The following is a 20124-nucleotide window of genomic DNA, read 5'->3' as shown; positions in this document are numbered from 1 at the left end:
CCCGCTCAGCGTAAGCCATCCGATACAGTCCGGGTCCATTCCGCGTACACCGAGGGGGTCCGGATGGCGGCGAACCGGCCGGTCACGGCGGTGGCCGGGCTGCTGGCCGTACCGGTGCTGACCGGCCTGCTGACCTTCGCGCTCGCCCGCGCCGCCGACGATCCGGTCCTGCCCGTGGCCGCCGCGGCCGGCCCGCTGACGGTCGTCGGATCGGTGACGCTCGAGCCGGCCACGCCCGCCGCCGGGCAGCCGGTCACCGCCCGCGTGCGCGTCGCGGGCGATCGCTCGGTCCGGCTGCGGACGCTCGTCGTGAAGGTCCGCGACGACCGCGGCGCGTTCCACGACTTCCCGGCCCGCCCGGACTTCCCGCTGACGCAGTCGGCCGCCGATTTCGCCGTCACCACGACGTTTCCGGCCCCCGGCCGCTACTTCGCCTACCTGGCCTACGACACCGGCGACGGCCCGCTGAGCCTGCCGCCGTGGGCGCCGTTCACGGTGCGCTGAGCGGCAGCACCAGCTCGAAGATCGCGCCACCCTGTTCGGCGTTGTAGACGCGCAGTTCGCCGTTGTGGGCCTGGGCGACCCACCGCACGATCGACAGCCCGAGCCCGCTGGACGAGCCCTCGCCGGTGAACTGCTCGAAGGCCGCTTCCGCGCGGGCCGCGTCGACGCCGGGGCCGTGGTCGGCGACGATGACCCGGCCGCCGGCCACGGTGATGTGCACAACCGCTCGCGCCCCGGGCTCGTGGCCGTAGCGCAGGGCGTTGTCGAGCAGGTTCGCGATCGCCCGCTGCACGAGGACGGGGTCGGCGTCGATCTCGGTGGGGGCCGCGGTGAGCGTGACTTCGGCCCCCGCGGCCGGGGTTTCGCGCACGACGCCGGCGACGAGCTCGTCGAGCCGGACGCGCCGGACGGCGAGCTGGTCGGCGCCGGCCGACAGCCGGGCGCGCACGAGCAGGCCGTCGATGATCTCGCCCATCCGCCCGGCCAGCCGGACGGTGCGCGGCAGCAGGTCGGCGCTGTGCGCGGGGTTGCGCACCGCCGTCTCGGCCAGCGCGCGCAGGGCCGCGACCGGCGTGCGCAGGTCGTGCGCGGTCTCGGCGATCAGGACTTCCTGCTGGGCCAGCGCTTCCGTGGCCGGCCGCAGGGCCCGCCCGGCGATCAGGTAGCCGGCGACTCCCGCGACGCCGACGAGCAGCACGCAGCCGCCGATGAGCAGGAGCACGCGTTCGTTGTGCGCGTCGGCCGGTTCCTGGGCGTCGAGCGTGGCCACGACCGCGCCGACGTACGGGCCGTCCTGCTGGACGCGGAACGGCTGCGCGGCCACCCGGACCAGCCCGCCACCACCCTGGACCGTGCCGCTCAGCAGCGTCCCGGACGCGGTCGCCTGCCGCGCGAGCCCGGTCAGCGTCGCGTTGTCGACCGCCACGCAGGTGCGGGCCGACTGGTAACCGGTGAACCGGACGTCGGCGCCGGGCAGCACGGCGAACTGCGGGCAGCCGGCGTTCATCGGGTCGCGGGCGACGTCGGCGGTGACGATCGCGCCGTCGTAGTGGATCAGCCGCGTCACGGTCGAGGTGACACGCTGGAGCTGGGCGTCCAGCGCGAGGTCGCGGCTGCGGCCGTCGTCGCGGACCAGCAGCCAGCAGTAGAGGATGAGGCCGACCGCGTTGAGCCCGGTGAACAGCCAGACGAGCAGCCAGCGCAGGCGGCGCAGCCGGGCCGCGGACGTCACGCTCACGCCGGGGCCCCGAGCCGGTAGCCGAGCCCGCGGACGGCGTGCACGAGGTCCGGCTCGCCGAGCTTGCGGCGGATCCGGCGGATGACGACGTCGACGACGTTGGACATCGGGTCGGCCGCGGCGTCCCAGCAGTGTTCGACCAGGTCGGCGCGGGCCACCGCCCGGCCGGGCCGCGAGATCAGGAACTCCAGGACGGCGAACTCCCGCGCGCTCAACGCCAGCGGCGTGCCCCCGCGGCGGGCTTCGTGGCGGGCGGTGTCGACCTCGAGGTCGGCCACCCGCAGCACCGGCGGCCGGGTGGCCGGGCGGCGGCAGAGCGCGTGCACGCGGGCGGTCAGCTCGGCGACCGCGAACGGCTTGCCGAGGTAGTCGTCGGCACCGCTCTCGAACCCGGCGACGCGGTCCGCGACTTCGGCGTGGCCGGTCAGGAACAGCACCGGGACCGTCCAGCCGGTCCGCCGTCGCCCGGCGACGTAGCCGATCGAGTCGCCGTCGGGCAGCTTCCGGTCGACGACCGCGCAGTCGTAGGCGCCCCGGGCGAACGCCGTGTCGGCGCTCGCGACGTCGCCGGCCTCGTCGACGTCGAACCCGGCCGCCCGCAGCTCGACCACGACGGCCGTGCGCAGGTCCTCGTCGTCCTCCACCACCAGCACCCGGCTCACGAGCCGATCATGTCATCGAAACCTCATGCGGGCCGCGGCACGGTGGTGCGACGACGGGCCGGACGGCCCGGACCGCGAGGAGGAAACGGTGCTCTTCCAGGTGCTGGGGCCGGTGACGGCCCGCGGCCGCGACGGCGCGGCGCTCGAGCTGGGACCGGGCAAGCCGGTCACCGTGCTGGCGACGCTGCTGCGGCACGCGGGCGCCTGGGTGAGCGTGGACGAGCTGGTCGACGCGACCTGGGCGGACCGCCGCCCGCCCGCGTCGGCCGAGGCCAACCTCAAGACCTACATCTGGCGCCTGCGGCGGGTTCTGCCGTCACCGGCGGACGGCGGGCGCATCGAGCACCGGCCCGGGGCCTACCGGATCCGCGTCGAGCCGGGAGAGCTCGACGCGGACCTGGCCGCCGACCTGGCCGCGCGGGCGGGAGCCGCGCTGGCCGAGGGGGCGCACGAGACCGCCGCCGCACTGGCGGGACGGGGACTCGCGCTGTGGCGCGGGCGGCCGTTCGAGGGGGTGGCCGGGAAAACGCCGGTCGCGGCGGCGGTCCGGCTCGGCGAGCTGCGCTGGGAGCTGCGGGAACTGCTGGCCCGCGCCCGGCAAGCGGCCGGGCGCGCGGGGGAAGCCGTTGTGCTGCTTCGGGAACTGGTCACCGAAGACCCGCTGCGCGAAGGTGCGTGGACCCTTCTGGTCGACGCCCTCACCGCGGCCGGCCGCCGGGGTGAGGCGCTCTCGGCGTACTGCGACGCGCGGCGGGTGCTGGCCGCGGAGCTCGGCGTCGAGCCCGGTGCCGGCCTCGCCGCGGCCTACCGGCGGGCGCTGTCCGGGCCCGCTCCGGCGCGTCGCGAACTCCCCCGGGACGTCCCCGGCTTCACCGGCCGCGACACCGAACTCGCGCTGCTGCGGGACGCGCCCGAGCCGATCGTGCTGCTCGAAGGCATGCCGGGCGCAGGGAAGTCCGCGCTCGCGGTGCGCCTCGCGCACGAGCTGGCCGACCGGTTCCCGGACGGCCAGTTCCACGTCGAGCTGGGTGCCGACGGCGACCCCGGCGCGGTGCTCGCCCGGCTGCTGCGCGCGATCGGCGTCGACGCGCTGCCGGCCGACCTCGGTGAGCGCGCGGCGCTCTGGCGGTCCGAGATCGCCGGCCGCCGGATCCTGCTGGTTCTCGACGACGCCGTGAGCGCGCGCCAGGTCGCGCCGCTGCTGCCGGGCGCGGGCCCGGCACGCACCCTGATCACGACCCGCGACGGCGGCTGGCACGTCCCCGGCGCGCGTCGAGTGACCCTCGAACCGCTGGACGACAAGACCGCCGCCGCCCTGGTCCACGCGTGCACCGGCGACACCCGGCCGCTCGGCGAACTGCTCGCCTTCTGCGGCGGACTGCCGGACCTGCTGCGTGCGGCCGGTGACCGGCTCGCCGCGCGGCCGCACTGGCGGATCGCCGACGTCGTCGCGTGGCTCGCCGCGGAGGTCTCCCCGGCTCGGCTCGACGCGTCCGTGCAGCGGCTGGCGCCGGCGGAACGGACGGCGTTCCGCGCGTTCGCCGCGCGGCCGGGCGAGGTCGGCGTCCCGCTGGTCGCGCGGCGGCTGCGGGTGAGCCAGGCCGAGGCCCGGCGGCTGCTGGAGCGGCTGGTCGACGTCCACCTGCTCGCCGCACCCGGTCCCGGCCGCTATCGCGCTTTGGTGACCGCCCTCGGTGACCAAGGGGTGCACGTGGCATGACCCGGTTAGGGTCGGTACCCGTGCGGGTACTGGTCACCGAGGACGACGAGGACATCCGTCTCGCCGTCGAGCTGGCGTTGCGTGACGCCGGGTTCGCCGTCGACACGGCCCCCGACCTGGCGGCCGCGGACGAGGCGTTGTTCGTCAATTCCTACGACTGCGCGGTGTTCGACCGGAAACTGCCGGACGGCGATTCCCTCGGTTTTGTCCGCGGGCACCGGGAATCCGGCTGGACGGTTCCCGTGCTGTTCCTGACCGGGCACGACAGCGTCGCCGATCGGGTCGCCGGGCTGGCCGAAGGTGACGATTACCTCGGCAAGCCGTTCGCCGTCGCCGAGCTGATCGCGCGGGTGCGGAACCTGTGCCGCCGGGCCGTCGCGTCAGGGCCGGAAATCCTGCGTCACGGAGACCTTTCCCTGGACGTTTCCCGGCACGAAGCCCATCGCGCCGGTTCTTTGCTTTTGTTGACCGCAAAGGAGTTCGCGGTCTTGCGGCGGTTGCTGGAGGCGGCCGGGAACACGGTCACGCGTCGCGAACTGGAGGCGGCGGCGTGGGACGAACTGGTCGCGCCGTCGTCCAACGTGCTCGACGTCGTGATCGCGCAGCTGCGGCGCAAACTGGGCCCGCCGCCGGTGGTGCGGACCGTGCGGGGAACCGGTTTCGCGCTTTCCTGATGTATCCGCGCTGTATCGCGGTTGGACGGCCGTCGCGCACCATTTCCGGGTAGGACTTTCTTCGATTCCCGGGAGCACTGTGATGAGCAAACCGAACCGGATCGGCCGGGCGGCGGTGTACGGCGTCGCCGGCCTGGCGACGGCCGCGATCGGCGCGACCGCGGCGAACGCCATGGCGGCCGAGAGCGACACCGTGGCGGCTCCCCAGGCCGCGGCGGTCCAGGCCCCGATGACCCAGGCACCCGCGGCGCCAGTCGTCTCGCCGCACGCGGCGCCGGCTGTGAAGACGCCCGAGGTGAAAGCGCCAACGGTCAAGGCGCCCGAGGCCAAGGCTCCGGCCGTCAAGGCACCCGAAGTGAAGGCGCCCGACGTGAAGGCCCCGACGGTCAAGGCGCCCGAGGCCAAGCCGGTCGCCAAGCCGGTCGCCGCGCCCGTCGCCAAGCCCGTTGCGAAGCCGATGGCCAAGACCGTCTCGAAGCCCATCTCGAAGCCTGCCGCGAAACCGGTGGTGCGGCAGGCCGCTTCGACCCACAAGGCCGCGCCGAAGGTGCACCTCGCCGCCCCCGCCGCGCACCAGGTCACCGGCGTGCGGCACCAGGCGGTCAAGCCTGCGGCTCAGCACACGAAGGCGGCGCCGAAGAAGAAGTTCGTCGTGCAGGCCGCGACCCGGCCGAGCGTCGCCCAGGCCGAGCAGCGCGTCAAGGACCTGCAGGCCGAGCTGACGCGGGCGCGGGCGGACCTCGCGACGCTGAAGACGGGGCAGCAGCGGGACATCGGGCCGTGCAAGACCGTCCGGAAGGTGTCGGCCGACGGGCACAGCGCGTCGACGGCTTCGGTGTGCGGCAACGGCACCGTGAAGGTGGGCTGACGTGGGCACCACCGTCGCCGAGCGGCCGCGGCTGTCGGTCCAGTCCGCCCTGGTCCGCGCCGGCCTGCTGCGGCGGCCGCGCGCGCCGCGCTACATCGTCGTGCCCGCGCAGGTCTGGCTGGGGCAGCGGGCGGCCGTGGCGGAGGACGACGAGTACCCGCCCGACGACGCGCCGGCGGAGGAGTACTACTACCAGCACCCGGTCCGGACGCCGATGGGCCAGGCCGCGGCGAGCGCGACCGGCGGGGTGCTGGCCGCGATCGCGGCCGGAATCCTGCCGGGGATGCTGATCGGCGCGCCGGGCGGGATCGTCGCCGGCGTCGCGGCCGGGTTGTTCGGCGGGCTGATGGGCCGTGAACTGGCCGGCGAGCTGTACGAACGCCGTCACGAAAACTGACGGGGCGGGTGCCGACCGGCACCCGCCCCGTTCTGTTTTTCAGCGTTTCAGCCCGCGACCGCGGAGACGAAGTCCTTGAAGACGTCGCTGCTGAGCACGCCGTCCTCGATGGCCTTCGGATCGACCTCCAGGTCGAGGCCCATCGACCCGCCGACCAGCGGCGAGAAGCCGGCCTTGACGTGCACGCGGTACTTGCCGTCCTCGTCCTTGCCCAGCGTCGCCTCGGCGGTGACCCCCGGGCCGATCATCAGCCCGGGCTGGGCGGACACCGTGACCGGGCCGGGGCCGCTCGACACCTGCGGCAGTTTCACGTCGAGCCCGGCCTTGGCTTCGGCTTTGGCGCTGACGCCGTCCTTGCCGACCTCGACCCCGCCTTCCGCTTTGGCCGTCAGCGCGTACTCGCCGTTCTGGACCCCGCCGTCGAGGGCGGACCAGGTGCCGTGGTCGAAGTCGTAGTACGCCTCGGCGTGGACGATCCCGCCCTTCTTGTCCGGCCCCGTGATCTCGGCGCCGCTGTCCGTGCCCTGTGACTGGACCTTCACGCCGAGCTGGTCGAGCCGGTCCATCGCGTCCTGCACGTACCGCCGGAGGATGCCCTGGGTGCGCAGGCAGTCCCCTTGGGTGCAGGCGGGGGTGATCGGAATCGGGTCCTCGGGGTACGGGTCACCGGCGTTCGGCTGCGGCCACGGGTCGTCGTTGTCGTCGGCCTGGTGGCGGTAGCCGGCGGGGATGGCGTCCTGCTTGCGGACCTGCCGGTAGTCGGGCTGCTTTTCCTGCTTCCGCTGGGACTGCTTGCCCTGCTGCTGCTTGTTTTGCTTCGACTTGTCTTGCTTCGGCGAGTCCTGCTTCCGCTGGTCGTCGCGGTCCTGTTTGTCGTCTCCCTGCTTCCGGTCTTCGTCCCGGTTCTTCTTGTCCTGGCGGTCGTCGTTCTTCCGGTCGTCGTCGTTCTTCCGGTCGTCGTTGTCCTGCTGCCGGTCGCGCTGCTTCGGCTGGTCCTCGTGGTCGCTGTTCTTCTTGTTGTCGTCCTGCGGCTGCTTGCGCGGTTCCGGCTCCGGCTTCTTCGCCTTCTCCTGCTTCGGCGCCGGTTTCTCCGGTTTCGGCGCCGGCTTCTTCGGAGCCTGCTGCTTGGGCGCGGGATCCTTCTTCGCCGCCGGCGGCGGCTTCACCGGCTGCCCCTTGGTCTCGGCGTCGAGCTTCTTCAGCGGGCCGTCGTCGCGCAGCGCCCCGCCGGGGCCGCTGGGAATCAGCTTCCCGCCCGTGCTCCCGCTGGCCCCCGGAATCGTGCACGCGCACGGGTTCGGCGTCGACTTCGCCTCCGCCGCGCCCGCGCTGAGCAGCCCGAACCCGAGGGCGACGAAGCCGCCGGAAGCGGTGTAGAGCAGCGCCCGGCGGGCGCTCATCGGTGCACCACCGTCGAGGACGACCACGACGACGGCCCGGTGTCCGAAGTGGACTTCGCGGTGGTCGTCGTCACGGTGCCGTGCTCGTGGTCGGCGATCTTCTTCGCCACGGCGGGCGAGAACCCGGCCTGCTCCAGCAGCTTCTGGTCGGAGTCGCGCGTCGGCTTCGCGGGCGACTTGCGGTGCTGGGTGTGGTGCTTGAGGTCCGCGAGGTGGGCCTCGGCCTTGGACAGGTGGTCCTTCGCCTGGTGCAGTGCCTGGTCGGCGGCGTCGACGGCCTTCTTCGCCGCCCCCACCTCGGCGGTCGCCTGGTCGAGCGCGGACGGCTTCGCGGGCTTCGGCAGTTCCACGGGCTTGGCGACGAGGTGCGGCAGCGAGATGTGGTTCGCCTGCCCGGGCTGCACGGTCTGGTGCTTCACGGCCGGCCGCTGAGCAGGCTTCTTGTGGGACACCGGCTTGGCCACCGTCTTCTTGGCCGGAGTGTGCTTGGCCGGCACGTGCTTCGCCGGTTTGGCGGGCTGGGCGACCTTCGCGGCCGGCGCCGGTGCCGCGAGCGGCGCCACCTTGACGGGCGCGACGGCGGCCGGCGCGACGGCGGGCCGTCCGGTGGCCGCGGCGACCGGCGTCACGTCATCGGAGGCGAAGGCCCCGGCGGCGGTCGCCCCGACCGCCGCGGTGGCGAGTCCGGCGACGCCGTACACGGCCGCGCGGCCCACCTTGCTGGATGTTGTCATGCTGCTCTCCCCGTACGGATGACCTCGCGGAATGCGGGTTTCCGTGCAGCGTGGGCGGGGAAGGTCCAGGGCGGGTACACCCGGCGTACATCGGGGTTCAGGCGCGCCGGAGCCCGTCGACGAGCACGGCGACCATCCGCTGGTTGTACTCGATCTCCTCGCCGCGCACCGGCTGGCACAACAGCGCGATGGCGTGCATCAGGTCCTTCGCGCTGACGTCCGCGCGGATCCGCCCCGTCGCGACGGCGGCGTCGAGCAGCGCCGCGAGCACCGGTTCGAGCCGTTCCATGAAGTACCCGGGCAGGCCGTCGAAGGCCGGATCACCCGAGTGCAGGGCCGTCGCGAGGCCGCGTTTGGTCCCGACGAACTCGGTGTACCGGCGAAGCCACTCCGCGAGCGCCACGTCCGGTTCGTGCTCGGCGCTGAGCGCCGGCCCGGCGGCGGCGCAGGTGTCGATCCCCCGGTGCAGCACCGCCACGACCAGGTCGGCGCGCTGCGGGAAGTGCCGGTAGAGCGTCCCGACGCCGACGCCCGCCAGGTCGGTGATCTCCTTCGCCGGCGCGTCCACACCCGAGGTGGCGAAGACGGTTTTCGCGGCTTCGAGCAGGGCGTCGACGTTGCGCTGGGCGTCGGCGCGCAGCTTGCGCGGTTGCATAACCGGAAAGCCTTTCCGTATAGTAGCGGAAGAGCTTTCCGCTTACGTCCAGACTACCTCCAGGAGCGCCTCCCATGCAGTACCGCACCCTCGGCCGCACCGGCATCAAGGTCAGCCCCTACGCGCTGGGCACCCTGATGTTCGCGACGTCCATCGGCAGCCCCGACCCCGCGGACTCGATCCGCGTCATCCACAAGGCCCTGGACGCGGGCATCAACTTCGTCGACACGGCCGACGCCTACGGCGACTCCGAAGACGTGGTGGGCCAGGCCCTGAAGGGCCGCCGCGACAACGTGGTCCTGGCGACCAAGTTCAGCCGCCCGACCGGCGACGACCCCAACCACCAGGGCACCTCACGCCGCTGGATCATGACCGCGGTCGAGAACTCGTTGCGCCGCCTGCAGACCGACCACATCGACCTGTACCAAATCCACCGCCCGGACCCGTCGACGGACATCGAGGAAACGCTCTCGGCGCTGAACGACCTGATCCACAGCGGCAAGGTCCGCGCGATCGGCACGTCGGCGATGCCGGTGTCGGACATCGTCGAGGCCCAGTGGGCCGCGTCCCGCCGCAACTTCGAGCGCTTCCACACGGAGCAGCCGCCGTACTCGATCCTGAGCCGGGGCATCGAGCGTGAAGTCCTCCCGTCCGCGCAACGCCACGGAATCGGCACCCTCGTCTGGGGCCCGCTGGGGCAGGGAATGCTCACCGGCCGCGTCCGCCGAGGCCAGGAGAACACCTTGCGCCGAGCGGGTTTGCTGAAGCACCTGAACGATGCACGCCGCATCGACGTCGTGGAGCAGCTGATCCCGCTGGCGGAGTCGGCGGGCATGCCGTTGACCCACCTGGCGATGGCGTTCGCCATCTCCCACCCCGGAGTGACGAGCGCGATCATCGGCCCCCGCACGATGGCCCACCTGGACGACCTGCTGGCCGGCCTGGAGGTCGTGCTGCCGGACGAGATCCTGGACCGCATCGACGAAATCGTTCCGCCGGGCACCAACGTGAGCGCTTTGGACCAGGACTTCGTACCGCCGGCCTTGCAGAATGCGAGCCTGCGCCGCCGCCCGCTCGTCGAGCGCGCCGGCCAGCTCACGAACTCCGTCGCGGGGTAGCGGGAGCTACCGGAGGGAACGCAGCGTTGCCGAGGGCGTCCTGCCGTATTTGGCGTTGTACGTGGCGGCGAATCGACCCAGGTGCACAAAACCCCATCGCCGGGCGATGTCGGCAACACTGTGGACGTGCGGGTCCGCGGCTCGCAGTTCGGCGTGTACTCGTCGTAGCCGGACTTCTCGCAGGTACGCCATCGGCGACATGCCCAGGTGCTGCCGAAATCCGTGCTGCAACGTCCGCACCGGGATCCCGCAGTGCTCCGCAATTGCCGAAGTCGTCCACGGGCGCCGGGGTTCGGTTTCGACGAGTTCGATCGCGGCCCGTACGGCTGCCGGCCGCGCCGGAGCGGCCGAGTCGGCCAGGGCTTCGGAGTACTTGTGCTGTGTCGCCACCAGGAAACCGTTCACCAGGCCTTCGGCAAGTGGGCCGGCGACCATCGGGTGCGACAGCACACCGCCCGCTACGGCCGCCTGGCGGCTCAAGGAGATCACCGTGGCCAGCCAGGTGCTCATGACCCTGTGGCCCACATCGAGAACCTGGGTGAAACCGAGCTGTGAACCCGGCTCGTCATCGAGCAACTTGGTCAGCGCCGCGTTGACCGAAGTCCGGTCCAGCACGACACAAAGCACTCGGCAGTCAGCCGGAAATCGGCAGTGACACGCCCCGCCCTCCGGCTGGAAGACCGTCGCGAGCTCCCGGGTCGAGGTCACCTCGACACCGCGATGCCGGACCTCCAGTCGGCCCGAGAGGGGGAGCTGCACACAATAACTCGCCCCTACGTCCTCAGCCTCCACTGTGGATGCGCCCAGGAACTTGATGTCCCCGACGGTGACTGCGCCGAATTGGGCGAACTGCGCGGTCACGGGAAGGTGATCACCCATCGAGAACGTCGATTCGATTGTCGGACCTCGGACGCTGGTCACTCGATCCACGGGTTCCCGCACCTTCCCTCCACAGTGATCACGGCTGCCGCGGGCCGGTTTCGAGCAGGTCGGCCGGCAGGGGGTGACTACGTCCGGTCGAGTGGCCTGGGATGCGGGGAGAGCACCGTGCTGGGGACGGGCGTCCAGGCGGCGCGGCCGCCGTCACCGGTGGTGACCCGGCCGAAGACCTGGTCGCCGAAGTGGGTGGCGAACGCGAAGGTGCCCGGCCGGGTGAGCTCCCCGATGAGACGTTCGCGCGCGGCCGGGACCGCGTCGCTGTCGGAGTCCGGCCCCGAACCCCATTCGGGGTGGGCGAGCTGCACGGGATGGTGGAACGCGTCACCGAAGGCGATGATCCGCTCGGCGCCGGTGTCGATCGCGTACGAGGTGTGCCCGGGACTGTGCCCGGGTGTGACGATCGCGTGCACGCCGGGGAAGACCTCGTCGCCGTCCTCCACGAGTTCGAGCGCGTCCTTGAACGACTCGAGGGCGTCGGCGGCGACCGGCAGGGGCTGCGTTCCGCCGCCGGGCGGGTATGCGGCCCACTCCGCGGCGGCCACAACGTAGCGGGCGTTGGCGAACGTCTTGCGGTACGGGCCGTCGCCGTCGCGTCGTGCCGCCCAGCCGACGTGGTCGAGGTGCAGGTGGGTCAGCGCGAGCACGTCGATGTCGGCGGGGTCGAGACCGAGCAGCGCGAGGGTGTCCGGCAGCGAGCCGCTGTTCGCGGCTCCCTCCGCCCGGCTGTTCTCGACGAGGCCGAGCCCGGCGTCGACGAGCAACCGCCGGCCGCTCTTCTCGACCAGCAGGCCACCCGCGGTCATCGGCACCATTCCGCCCGCGTCGAGCAGGGAGCCGGCCGTCCAGACGTCGCGCGGCACCGTCGGGAAGAAGTAGGCCGGGGCGAACGCCATCGCGCCGTCGACGACGTAGGTCAGCCGGGTGTCACCGAGTTCGATCGTCCGCACGGGCGATTGGTCGGTCAGTACCCCCACCGTCGGTGAATCCACGAACTTCTCGCTTCTCTTCCGATTGACTTTCGGCGACTATACCTGATGTCTTCACGGGAAGGCCGGCGCGCGGAGGTGTTCGATTGTTTGCCGCAGTGCGTCATCGGTCGGTGTCGGCTCGATTTCGAAAGCGGTGGTGGCCGCCGTGGAATCGAGCACGAAAGGGCGTCGCAGCTGGTATTGGATTTCGAGCATTTCCTTGGCGGCGGGGGTGAAGAGCCCGGCGGCCCGGAGAGCGATACCGGACATCGTCGACAGCCGGGCGGCGGGCGCTCCCGCGAGGTCGGCGGCGCGGGTGGCGAGAGCGCGGATGGACAGGGGTGGCGCGGTCGGCGCGTGCCAGGGGCGGCCCCACGCGGTCTCGTCGGCGGCGACCGCGACGAGGGTGCGAGCCATGTCGCCGGTGCAGGTCCAACTGTGCGGGGCGTCGAGGTCCGCCGGCACCGAACAGCGGCGGCCGGCAATGATCTTGGGCAGCACCATGACACTGAACGGGGACATCGTGCCCGCGCCCAGGTAGTCCGAGCCGCGGACCTCGGCGGTGCGGATCCGGCCGGCGTTGTGCGCGGCCAACGCGTCGGCCCACAGCCTGACCCGGACCTCACCCTTGACCGAGTTGGGCCGCGGCGGGAGGTCTTCGGTCATGGGGGCGTCGACTCGTCCGTAGCCGTAGAGGTTGCCGGTGGTGACGAGCACCGCCCCGCTCTTCTCCGCCGCGTGAATCAGCGCGGCTCCCATCGGTGGCCAGTCGATGACCCAGCGGTGGTAGGCGGGGCCGGCGCAACTGTAGAGAGCGACCGCGCCCTCGGCGTACCGGGCCAGGGCGTCGGCGTCGGAGGCGTCGCACGCGACGTGTTCGATGCCGGCTTCGTCCGGCCCGCCGCCGCGACGGGTGATCAGCCGGACCTGCTCGCCTTCCCGGGCGAGCAACCGCGCGGTGGCCGAGCCAACCGGTCCGGCTCCGACAATGACGTGCAGAGACATGCATTACCCCAAGCGCCGAATAGGCCGAATGCCGACCCGTGCACAGTAACCAAATCACGCATCAATTCACCGTGATTGTCCGCATAACGCAGGCAAATATCCGCTATGCGCAACCCGGCGCAGGACTGGACCGACTTCCACCCAGCCGATGACCAGCGTGCCGGTCATCCGGGGCCGCTCAGGGCGATGATGGTCTGCGTGGTGCCCCCGACGGGGTTCGAACCCGCACTTTGTCGATTTTAAGTCGACTGCCTCTGCCAGTTGGGCTACGGGGGCACCGCACACTCTAGGCGATCCGCGCCCCGCTCAAGCCACGAGGCCGGATCCGGCGAACCGGATCCGGCCTCGTGTCCACTGAGGACTCACAGGAGTCAGTTCAGCGTCCAGGACTGGTTCGCCGCGTTCGTGCACGTCCAGATCTGCAGCGGGGTGCCGTCCGCCGAGCTGGGGCCGGTGGCGTCCAGGCACTTGCCCGAGGCCGGGTTCACCAGCTGGTTGCCCGTGTGGGTCCACTGCTGGGCGCCCGTTCCGTTGCAGTCGTACAGCTGGACCTTCGCGCCGTTCGCCGTGCCCGCCGCGTTGACGTCCAGGCACTTGCCCAGCGCCCGGAGCGTTCCCGACGTCGACGACCACTGCTGGGCCGTCGTGCCGTTGCAGGTGTACAGGTCGACCGTCGTGCCGTTCGTCGAGGACGCGCCCGCCACGTCGACGCACTTGCCGCCGTAGCCGGTGATCGTGCCGCCGCCCGCCGGGGGCGGGGTCGTGGTGCCGCCGCCGGTGATCGCGTTGAAGATCCGCGAGTACGCGTAACCCGTCGCGCGGTCGTAGTCCTGGAGCTCCCAGAACGACAGCTCCGCGACGCCGTTCTGCGCCGCGAACGTCTCCAGCTGCTGGGCGTCGGACTGGCTGAACTGGGCGCCGTCGTCGTTGCGGCCGGCGATCGGGGTCAGGCCCATCATCGCGTAGGCCGCCGACGTCGAGATCCCGTACAGGCTCGCCAGCTGGGACGCCGACGCGCGCGCCGCGGACAGGGCGTCGCCCAGGACCGCCTGGCCGTCGTAGAAGTCCATCACCATCAGGTTGACGACGCTGACCTTGACGCCCTTGTTCTTCGCGTCGCGCAGCAGGTCGAGCTCGTTGCCCGGGATGCCCGACGGGTCGACGGCCAGCGTGTAGTCGACCTGGACCGCCCCGTTCTGCTGCTGGAGCGCGGCCAGCGCGGAGTTGCGGCGCTGGTTGGACCCCGTGTCGCCGAGGACGCCGCCCTCGATGTCGAAGTCCAGGCGCGGGGTGCCGTAGGTGTTGACCACGTTCGCGTACGCCGCGGTCAGGCTGGCGGTGTTCGTGCAGGTCTGGGCCAGCTCGCCGCCTTCGGCGCCGCCGAACGACGGGATGACGTTGCCGCCCGCGGCCTGCAGCGCGCTGATCTGCGTCTTGAACGAGCCGACGCCGGTGCCGTTCGCCTCCCAGACCGGCGTGCAGCCGGACTGCGGGGTGAGGAACGCGAGCGTGAAGAACTTGGTGCCGGTGGCGTTCATGTCGGCGGACATCTGGCCGGCGTCGGAGTCGCTGATCTGCAGGTACGGAGCGGAGTAGTGGGCGGGGAAGGCACCACCGGCCGCGGCCGCGGTGCCGGGCGTGCCGGCGAGGACGGCGACGCTCAGCACGGCGGGCAACGCCGCTATGAGTGCCGCTTTGGTGCGGGAAAAGCGCATGGGAGCTCCTGGGACCGTGGGGACGGGCGGTACGGAGTGGTCGGATCGCTGTCGGCGAGGGGGAGGTTCGCCGACTTATTCTTCGTAGTGAAGAAAGGGATACCCGCTCACTGGCCCAGTTGTCCAGACCATGTCGCTCACCGGCACACAGTCGGTCATTTCCTGTCAACTGCCCCAAAAGGCCCTTAACAGTCGGGTTTGCGGCGCTTCTCCGCGCTCCGGCGATACCCCAGTCGGCGAGGTCCCGGATTCGCCGGAATTCGTCGAGTTTCGCGCGGATGACCGGCTTCCGTGCGCTCACCACGGAGGCCTACGGCGCCGCCGCGGTGCGTGGCGAGGCTTCACGATCGACCACTCGAGCCCGGCCTGGTGGTCGCGTCGGGCGGCCTGATCCGATGGCGGCGTCGCCGTCAAACGAAAAGAGCCCCTGCCCGCCGAAGCGGACAGGGGCTCTTCCTACCGGAGACCGAAGACTCAGGACTTCGAGACGCGCGCGAACTCGTCCTTCGGGTTGTTGATCTGGCCCAGCGAGATGACCTCGCGCCGGAACAGGCCGCCCAGGATCCAGTCGAACAGGATGCGGATCTTGCGGTTCCAGGTCGGCATCGCCTTGAGGTGGTACGCGCGGTGGAAGAGCCAGGCCGGGAAGCCCTTGATCTTCAGGTTCAGCGCGTCGGCGACGCCCTTGTGCAGGCCGAGGCTGGCGACCGCGCCGAGGTTCTTGTGGTAGTAGTCCTTCGGCTTGCCGCCGCGGATCACCTTGATGATGTTCTTCGCCAGCAGCGTCGCCTGGCGGACCGCGTGCTGGGCGTTCGGCGGGCAGGTGGCCGTCGGGTCCTCTTCGGTGCGCGAGAGGTCCGGGATGGCCGCGTTGTCGCCCGCGGTCCAGACGTCCGGGTGGCCCACGACCTGCATGGCCGCCGTGCCCTCGACGCGGCCGCGCTTGTCCAGCGGCAGGTCCGAGTTGGCCAGCACCGGGTTGGCCTTCACGCCCGCGGTCCAGATGAGCGTGTCGGTGTCGAACTCCGTGCCGTCCGAAAGCACGACGTGGCCGTTCTCGAACGACTTCGCCGCGGTCGACAGGTAGACCTCGATGCCGCGCTTCTCCAGCTGCTCGACCGTGTACACCCCGAGCGTCTCGCGGACCTCGGGGAGGATGCGGCCGGCGGCCTCGACGAGCACCCAGCGGACGTCGGCCGGCTGGATGTTCGGGTAGTAGTTCTCGACCGCGAACCGGGTCATGTCCTCGAGCTCGGCCAGCGCCTCGATGCCGGCGAACCCGCCGCCGACGACGGTGAACGTCAGCAGGCGCTTGCGCAGCTCGGGGTCGAGCGTGCTGGCCGCCTCGTCGAGCTTGGTCATGATGTGGTTGCGGAGGTAGATCGCCTCGCCGATGGTCTTGAAGGCGATGCCCTGCTCGACCAGGCCCGGGATCGGCAGGATGCGGGCGACGGCGCCGAGCGCGACCACGAGGACGTCGTAGCCGAGCTGCTCGATGTGGCCGTCGGCGGCTTCGACCGTCACGGACTTCTTGTCGTTCTCGATCTTGGTGACGCGCGCGGTCAGCACGTGGCAGCGCTTCAGCACGCGGCGCAGCGGCACGACCACGTGCCTCGGCTCGATCGCGCCGGCCGCGGCCTCCGGGAGGAACGGCGCGTAGGTCATGTGGGGCTGCGGGTCAACGACGGTCACGGAGGCCTCGTTGGCCCGGAGCATCTTCTGGAGGCCGTACGCCGTGTAGAGCCCGACGTACCCACCACCGAGGACGAGGATCCGAGTCGGTTCCGACTTCGACTTCGCAGCAGCCATGACCTCATAGTGGCACCTTCACACGGACCTTGCGCGGGGACCCCATCCGGCTGTGACCAGCGTCGCTGCACCTTCCGTAACGATTCAGTCCGAGGCCGTCACCGAGGTCGCGGCGCGGAAGACGTCCGCCACCATCGTGTGGGTCAGGAGCCCGGTCTGGACATTGCGTGGTGAGACGTGATAACAGCCGAAAATACGCAGGTCCCCGAGCTTCAGGACCGTGCCGTGTCCGAACGCGGGACGCGGTGACGGCACCGGCCAGCCGGCCGCGGCGAGCACGGGCAGTAACGCCTGCCAGCCGAACGCGCCGAGCACCACGATCGAGCGCAGTGTCGGACGTAACAGCGTCAGCTCCTCCGCGAGCCACGCCCGGCACGTGTCGCGCTCGGCCGGCGTCGGCTTGTTCTCCGGCGGGGCGCAGCGCACCGGCGAGACGAGCCGGGTGCCGTACAGCTCGAGGCCGTCGCCGATCGCGGTGGACGTCGGCTGCGACGCGAGACCCACTTCGTGCAGCACCCGGAAGAGGAAGTCGCCCGACGGGTCACCGGTGAACATCCGGCCGGTGCGGTTCGCGCCGTGCGCCGACGGCGCCAGCCCGACCACGGCGAGCGTGGCGTCCGCCGGCCCGAAGCCGGGCACCGGCCGCGCCCAGTACTCCTCGCCGCGGAACGCCGCCTTCGTGCCCGCGACGCCCTCGCGCCACTCGACCAGCCGCGGGCAGGCGCGGCAGCCGGCCACGGCGGCGTCCAGCTCGGGCAGCGTCCTCATCGCAGCGCCACCCGGGACAGCCGGTCGGCTTGCCGGGTCGTCTCGGGCAGCCGGTAGCGCGGGGCGAGCGCCAGGGTCAGCCGGCAGGCGTGGGCCAGGTCGATGCGGTGCCCGGCCGAGACGTACACCGGCTTGACGCCGTCCTGGGTGCGCAGCACCGCGCCGACCTCTTCCCCGGCGTCGACCAGCGGCACCGAAGCACCCCGGGACGCCGCGGGCGCATCGTGCGTGCCGACGAACCGGGTCTTGCCGACGCCGAACGCGGGCCGCCCGGTCAGCACGCCCAGGTGGCAGGCGAGGCCGAACCGCCGGGGGTGGGCGAGGCCGTGACCGTCGCAGACCAGGACGTCGGGCTCGTGGTCCAGCCGATCGAGCGCGTCCAGCAGCGGCGGCAGCTCGCGGAAGGCGAACAGCCCCGGCTCGTACGGGAAGACGGCCTTCGCGCGGACCGTCCGCTCCTCCACCACGGTCAGCCCGGCGGTCTCCAGCGTGACGACGGCGGCGGCGATCCCGTCGGCGGCGTCGTAGGCGACGTCGAGCCCGGTCACCGTCGGCGGCAGCTCGGGGCAGTCGTCGGTGACGTCGACCAGGCCGCGCAGCCGTTCCTGCACGGCGAGCGCGTCGGCGATGGTCGTCGGCCAGTCCTCGGTGTGCACCAAGTCACCCTGCCACAGCGGCAAGGCTAAGTTGGAGTCCATGGCGGACACGACCCCCGAAGAGGCTCCCGAGAAGACGACGACGGCTCCGGACACCAAGGAGCTCCCGGCCGAACCGGCCGACGACATCGTCACGACCCAGCACACGCTGACCGTGAAGCGGAAGAAGCTGGCCTACACGGCGAAAGCCGGGCGGATCGTCCTCCGCAAGGAGATCGTGAAGGACGGCAAGTCCGAGGGGGTCAAGCCGAAGGCGGAGGTCTTCATCACCTCCTACACCCTCGACGACGCCGACCCCGGCTCGCGGCCGGTGACCTTCGCCTTCAACGGCGGGCCCGGCTCGTCGAGCATCTGGCTGCACATGGGGCTGCTCGGGCCGCGGCGCGTGCTCTCGGGTGACGTCGACGACCTGGTGCCGCCGCCGTACGGGCTGGACGACAACCCCGAGACCCTGCTGGTGCACAGCGACCTGGTGTTCATCGACCCGGTGTCGACCGGCTACTCGCGCGCGGCCGAAGGCGGCGAGACGAAGGACTTCCACGGCTTCAAGGGCGACATCGAGTCGGTCGGCGAGATCATCCGGCTCTGGGTGTCGCGCCACGAGCGCTGGCTGTCGCCGAAGTTCCTGGCCGGCGAGTCGTACGGCACGCTGCGCGCCGCCGGGCTGGCCGCGCACCTGCAGGACCGCCACGGCCTCTACCTGAACGGCCTGCTGCTCATCTCCTCGGTGCTGGACCTGGGCACGCTGCAGTTCACCGAGGGCAACGACCTGCCGTACACGCTGTACGTGCCGACGTACGCGGCGATCGCGCACTACCACGGCCTGCACGGCGAGCGCCCGCTCGACGACGTACTAGCCGACGCCGAGGACTTCGCGGCGAAGGACCTGCCGTGGGCGCTGGCGCGCGGGGCCCGGCTGTCCACTCAGGACCGGGCCGACGCGGTGGCCACGCTGGCGTCGCTGACCGGGCTGACCGAGTCCTATGTGGACCGGGTGAACCTGCGGATCGAGCACGTCCGGTTCTTCACCGAGCTGCTGCGCGACCGCGGCCTGACGGTCGGCCGGATGGACGGCCGGTTCACCACGTGGGAGCCGGACGGCGGCCGCGAGCACATGAGCGACGACCCGTCGATCTCCCGGATCATCGGCGCGTACGCGGCGGCGTTCAACCACTACGTGCGGGCCGAGCTCGGGTACGAGAACGACCTGCCGTACGAGCTGATCCACGAGGACACGTTCAAGGCGTGGTCGTACAAGGAGTTCGAGGGCCGCTCGGTCTCGGTGGTCGACTCGGTGAGCGCGGCGATGCGCGCCAACCCGCACCTGCAGGTCCACGTGGCGTTCGGCCACTACGACGGCGCGACGGCGTACTTCGCGTCCGAGCACGTGCTGGCACACCTGCAGATCCCGGAGGAGCTGCGTGACAACATCGACACGGCGTACTACCCGGCCGGGCACATGATGTACGTCCACGAGCCGAGCCGGGTGCAGCAGGCGAAGGACCTGGCGAAGTTCGTCAAGAAGGCGTCGAACCGCTAGGCCTGCCGAACAGCCGTTCCGCTTCCGGCAGGGCATCAAGAGCTTCGTAGACGTGCTGGTGGGCCACGCGTTCCTGGCCCACCAGCACGCCGAACCGATCCGCGGCGACTTCCCGGTGGGCCTCGAAGCTCGGGACGGTCTCGCCGCGCCCGGCGGCGTGCTCGGCCAGCCGCCCCGCGGGGAGGTGGATCGTCAGGTCGTCGATGCGCTCGGCCAGCCGCGGCGGGATCGGGTCCGCACCCATCGCGAAGCCGCAGAACACCCTCAACAGCCACAGTTCCTGGGTCTCGGAAAGCACCTCCCGGACCGTTCGGCCGCGGCTCGGCCAGTCGGACCGCGTGAAGAACTCGTCGTTCGGCTCGCCGTTCGGGTACTCCAGCGCCGGGCAGATCCAGACCGGCCGCTCCTCCCCGGCGAAGTAGGCCGCCCGGTCCTCGGCCGCCAGTTCCGCGAGCGTCGCTTCGCCGGCCGCGGGCCCGCCGACCAACGAGACGACCATCGCCAGGTCGTCCGCCGCCACCGGGGACCACGCCGCGTGCAAAGCGCGGAGCACGGCGTCGCGGACCAGGGTTCGCTCCAGGGAAGCGTGGAACCGGTCGGTGTCCTCACGGAGGTCGGCCCAGGCGCGGCTCGTGTGGACGATCTCCTTCGCCTCCGCGAGCGAGCATCCTTCACGCTCCCGCAGCGCCCGGATCGACTGGACCCGGGAACGGCCCTCGGCCCGCAGCGCCACCAGGAAGTCTTCGATCACCGGT

The 20124-nt window shown here is 71.6% G+C and carries 20 protein-coding genes and 1 tRNA gene; 7 read left to right on the top strand and 14 right to left on the bottom strand.

Annotated elements, in window-relative coordinates:
• The first annotated feature begins 63 nt into the window (after positions 1–63).
• The gene (locus tag ACIOD2_RS09240) at positions 64–504 is read left to right on the top strand and encodes a hypothetical protein (protein ID WP_400536240.1); all 441 of its coding nucleotides are present in this window, start codon (positions 64–66) and stop codon (positions 502–504) included.
• Here ACIOD2_RS09240 and ACIOD2_RS09235 read toward each other — a convergent pair.
• Positions 491–1741 carry a sensor histidine kinase gene (locus tag ACIOD2_RS09235; RefSeq protein ID WP_400536237.1) on the bottom strand — a complete coding sequence of 417 codons (1251 nt, stop codon included), beginning with the start codon at positions 1739–1741 and terminating at the stop codon, positions 491–493. The two genes, ACIOD2_RS09240 and ACIOD2_RS09235, sit on opposite strands and share 14 nt — an antisense overlap.
• On the bottom strand, positions 1738–2403 hold the full coding sequence (locus ACIOD2_RS09230) for a response regulator transcription factor (RefSeq protein WP_400536235.1): 666 nt from the start codon (positions 2401–2403) through the stop codon (positions 1738–1740). Before ACIOD2_RS09230 ends, ACIOD2_RS09235 begins: the two co-directional genes overlap by 4 nt.
• Positions 2404–2428: 25 nt before the next feature.
• Between ACIOD2_RS09230 and ACIOD2_RS09225 the strand changes: the two genes are divergently transcribed.
• The 4 genes from ACIOD2_RS09225 to ACIOD2_RS09210 all read left to right on the top strand — a co-directional run bounded on the left by ACIOD2_RS09225 (position 2429) and on the right by ACIOD2_RS09210 (position 6062).
• Positions 2429–4123, top strand: coding sequence for a BTAD domain-containing putative transcriptional regulator (locus ACIOD2_RS09225; RefSeq protein ID WP_400536232.1), 1695 nt, complete (start codon positions 2429–2431; stop codon positions 4121–4123).
• Between the two features lie 20 nt (positions 4124–4143).
• On the top strand, positions 4144–4797 hold the full coding sequence (locus ACIOD2_RS09220; RefSeq protein WP_400536229.1) for a winged helix-turn-helix domain-containing protein: 654 nt from the start codon (positions 4144–4146) through the stop codon (positions 4795–4797).
• Positions 4798–4879: 82 nt separating this feature from the next.
• Positions 4880–5665 carry a hypothetical protein gene (locus ACIOD2_RS09215; RefSeq protein ID WP_400536226.1) on the top strand — a complete coding sequence of 262 codons (786 nt, stop codon included), beginning with the start codon at positions 4880–4882 and terminating at the stop codon, positions 5663–5665.
• Between the two features lies 1 nt (position 5666).
• Positions 5667–6062: a hypothetical protein gene (locus ACIOD2_RS09210; protein ID WP_400536224.1), complete on the top strand. Its 396-nt coding sequence runs from the start codon at positions 5667–5669 to the stop codon at positions 6060–6062.
• A 47-nt stretch (positions 6063–6109) separates the two neighbouring features.
• Here ACIOD2_RS09210 and ACIOD2_RS09205 read toward each other — a convergent pair whose 3' ends face one another.
• The 3 genes from ACIOD2_RS09205 to ACIOD2_RS09195 all read right to left on the bottom strand — a co-directional run bounded on the left by ACIOD2_RS09205 (position 6110) and on the right by ACIOD2_RS09195 (position 8851).
• Entirely contained in the window at positions 6110–7462 is a 1353-nt protein-coding gene (locus tag ACIOD2_RS09205) for a hypothetical protein (protein WP_400536221.1), read from the bottom strand.
• Complete coding sequence (locus tag ACIOD2_RS09200; RefSeq protein WP_400536219.1) at positions 7459–8196, bottom strand: hypothetical protein; 738 nt, start codon at positions 8194–8196, stop codon at positions 7459–7461. The genes ACIOD2_RS09205 and ACIOD2_RS09200 overlap by 4 nt, the downstream gene beginning before the upstream one ends.
• A gap of 97 nt (positions 8197–8293) precedes the next feature.
• Complete coding sequence (locus ACIOD2_RS09195) at positions 8294–8851, bottom strand: TetR/AcrR family transcriptional regulator (RefSeq protein ID WP_400536217.1); 558 nt, start codon at positions 8849–8851, stop codon at positions 8294–8296.
• Positions 8852–8925: 74 nt separating this feature from the next.
• Between ACIOD2_RS09195 and ACIOD2_RS09190 the strand changes: the two genes are divergently transcribed.
• A complete protein-coding gene (locus ACIOD2_RS09190; protein WP_400536215.1) occupies positions 8926–9969 on the top strand; it encodes an aldo/keto reductase in 1044 nt (347 codons plus the stop codon).
• 6 nt (positions 9970–9975) lie between these two features.
• Here ACIOD2_RS09190 and ACIOD2_RS09185 read toward each other — a convergent pair whose 3' ends face one another.
• From ACIOD2_RS09185 to ACIOD2_RS09150, 8 genes are all read right to left on the bottom strand, one after another.
• Positions 9976–10848 (bottom strand): AraC family transcriptional regulator, encoded by an 873-nt coding sequence (locus tag ACIOD2_RS09185; protein ID WP_400537969.1) that lies wholly within the window; start codon positions 10846–10848, stop codon positions 9976–9978.
• A gap of 128 nt (positions 10849–10976) precedes the next feature.
• The gene (locus tag ACIOD2_RS09180; RefSeq protein ID WP_400536213.1) at positions 10977–11855 is read right to left on the bottom strand and encodes an MBL fold metallo-hydrolase; all 879 of its coding nucleotides are present in this window, start codon (positions 11853–11855) and stop codon (positions 10977–10979) included.
• 93 nt (positions 11856–11948) lie between these two features.
• On the bottom strand, positions 11949–12881 hold the full coding sequence (locus tag ACIOD2_RS09175) for an NAD-dependent epimerase/dehydratase family protein (RefSeq protein WP_400536211.1): 933 nt from the start codon (positions 12879–12881) through the stop codon (positions 11949–11951).
• A 199-nt stretch (positions 12882–13080) separates the two neighbouring features.
• Positions 13081–13157 (bottom strand) — tRNA-Leu (locus tag ACIOD2_RS09170).
• Positions 13158–13252: 95 nt separating this feature from the next.
• Positions 13253–14596: a ricin-type beta-trefoil lectin domain protein gene (locus ACIOD2_RS09165; protein ID WP_400536208.1), complete on the bottom strand. Its 1344-nt coding sequence runs from the start codon at positions 14594–14596 to the stop codon at positions 13253–13255.
• A 474-nt stretch (positions 14597–15070) separates the two neighbouring features.
• A complete protein-coding gene (locus ACIOD2_RS09160) occupies positions 15071–16405 on the bottom strand; it encodes an NAD(P)/FAD-dependent oxidoreductase (RefSeq protein ID WP_400536206.1) in 1335 nt (444 codons plus the stop codon).
• An 84-nt stretch (positions 16406–16489) separates the two neighbouring features.
• Entirely contained in the window at positions 16490–17173 is a 684-nt protein-coding gene (locus tag ACIOD2_RS09155) for a uracil-DNA glycosylase (protein ID WP_400536203.1), read from the bottom strand.
• The gene (locus tag ACIOD2_RS09150) at positions 17170–17871 is read right to left on the bottom strand and encodes an endonuclease V (protein ID WP_400536201.1); all 702 of its coding nucleotides are present in this window, start codon (positions 17869–17871) and stop codon (positions 17170–17172) included. The genes ACIOD2_RS09155 and ACIOD2_RS09150 overlap by 4 nt, the downstream gene beginning before the upstream one ends.
• Between ACIOD2_RS09150 and ACIOD2_RS09145 the strand changes: the two genes are divergently transcribed.
• The gene (locus tag ACIOD2_RS09145; protein WP_400536199.1) at positions 17870–19369 is read left to right on the top strand and encodes a S10 family peptidase; all 1500 of its coding nucleotides are present in this window, start codon (positions 17870–17872) and stop codon (positions 19367–19369) included. The genes ACIOD2_RS09150 and ACIOD2_RS09145 overlap by 2 nt on opposite strands.
• On the opposite strand, the gene ACIOD2_RS09140 is transcribed toward ACIOD2_RS09145, so the two are convergent.
• Positions 19347–20120, bottom strand: a complete 774-nt coding sequence (locus ACIOD2_RS09140) for a hypothetical protein (protein ID WP_400536196.1) — start codon at positions 20118–20120, stop codon at positions 19347–19349. The genes ACIOD2_RS09145 and ACIOD2_RS09140 overlap by 23 nt on opposite strands.
• Positions 20121–20124 lie beyond the last annotated feature (4 nt).

This window comes from Amycolatopsis sp. NPDC088138 (genome assembly GCF_044741685.1).
Lineage (GTDB): Bacteria > Actinomycetota > Actinomycetes > Mycobacteriales > Pseudonocardiaceae > Amycolatopsis.
Note: the sequence above shows the minus strand (reverse complement) of the source record. Positions and strands in the feature narration are given on the sequence as shown.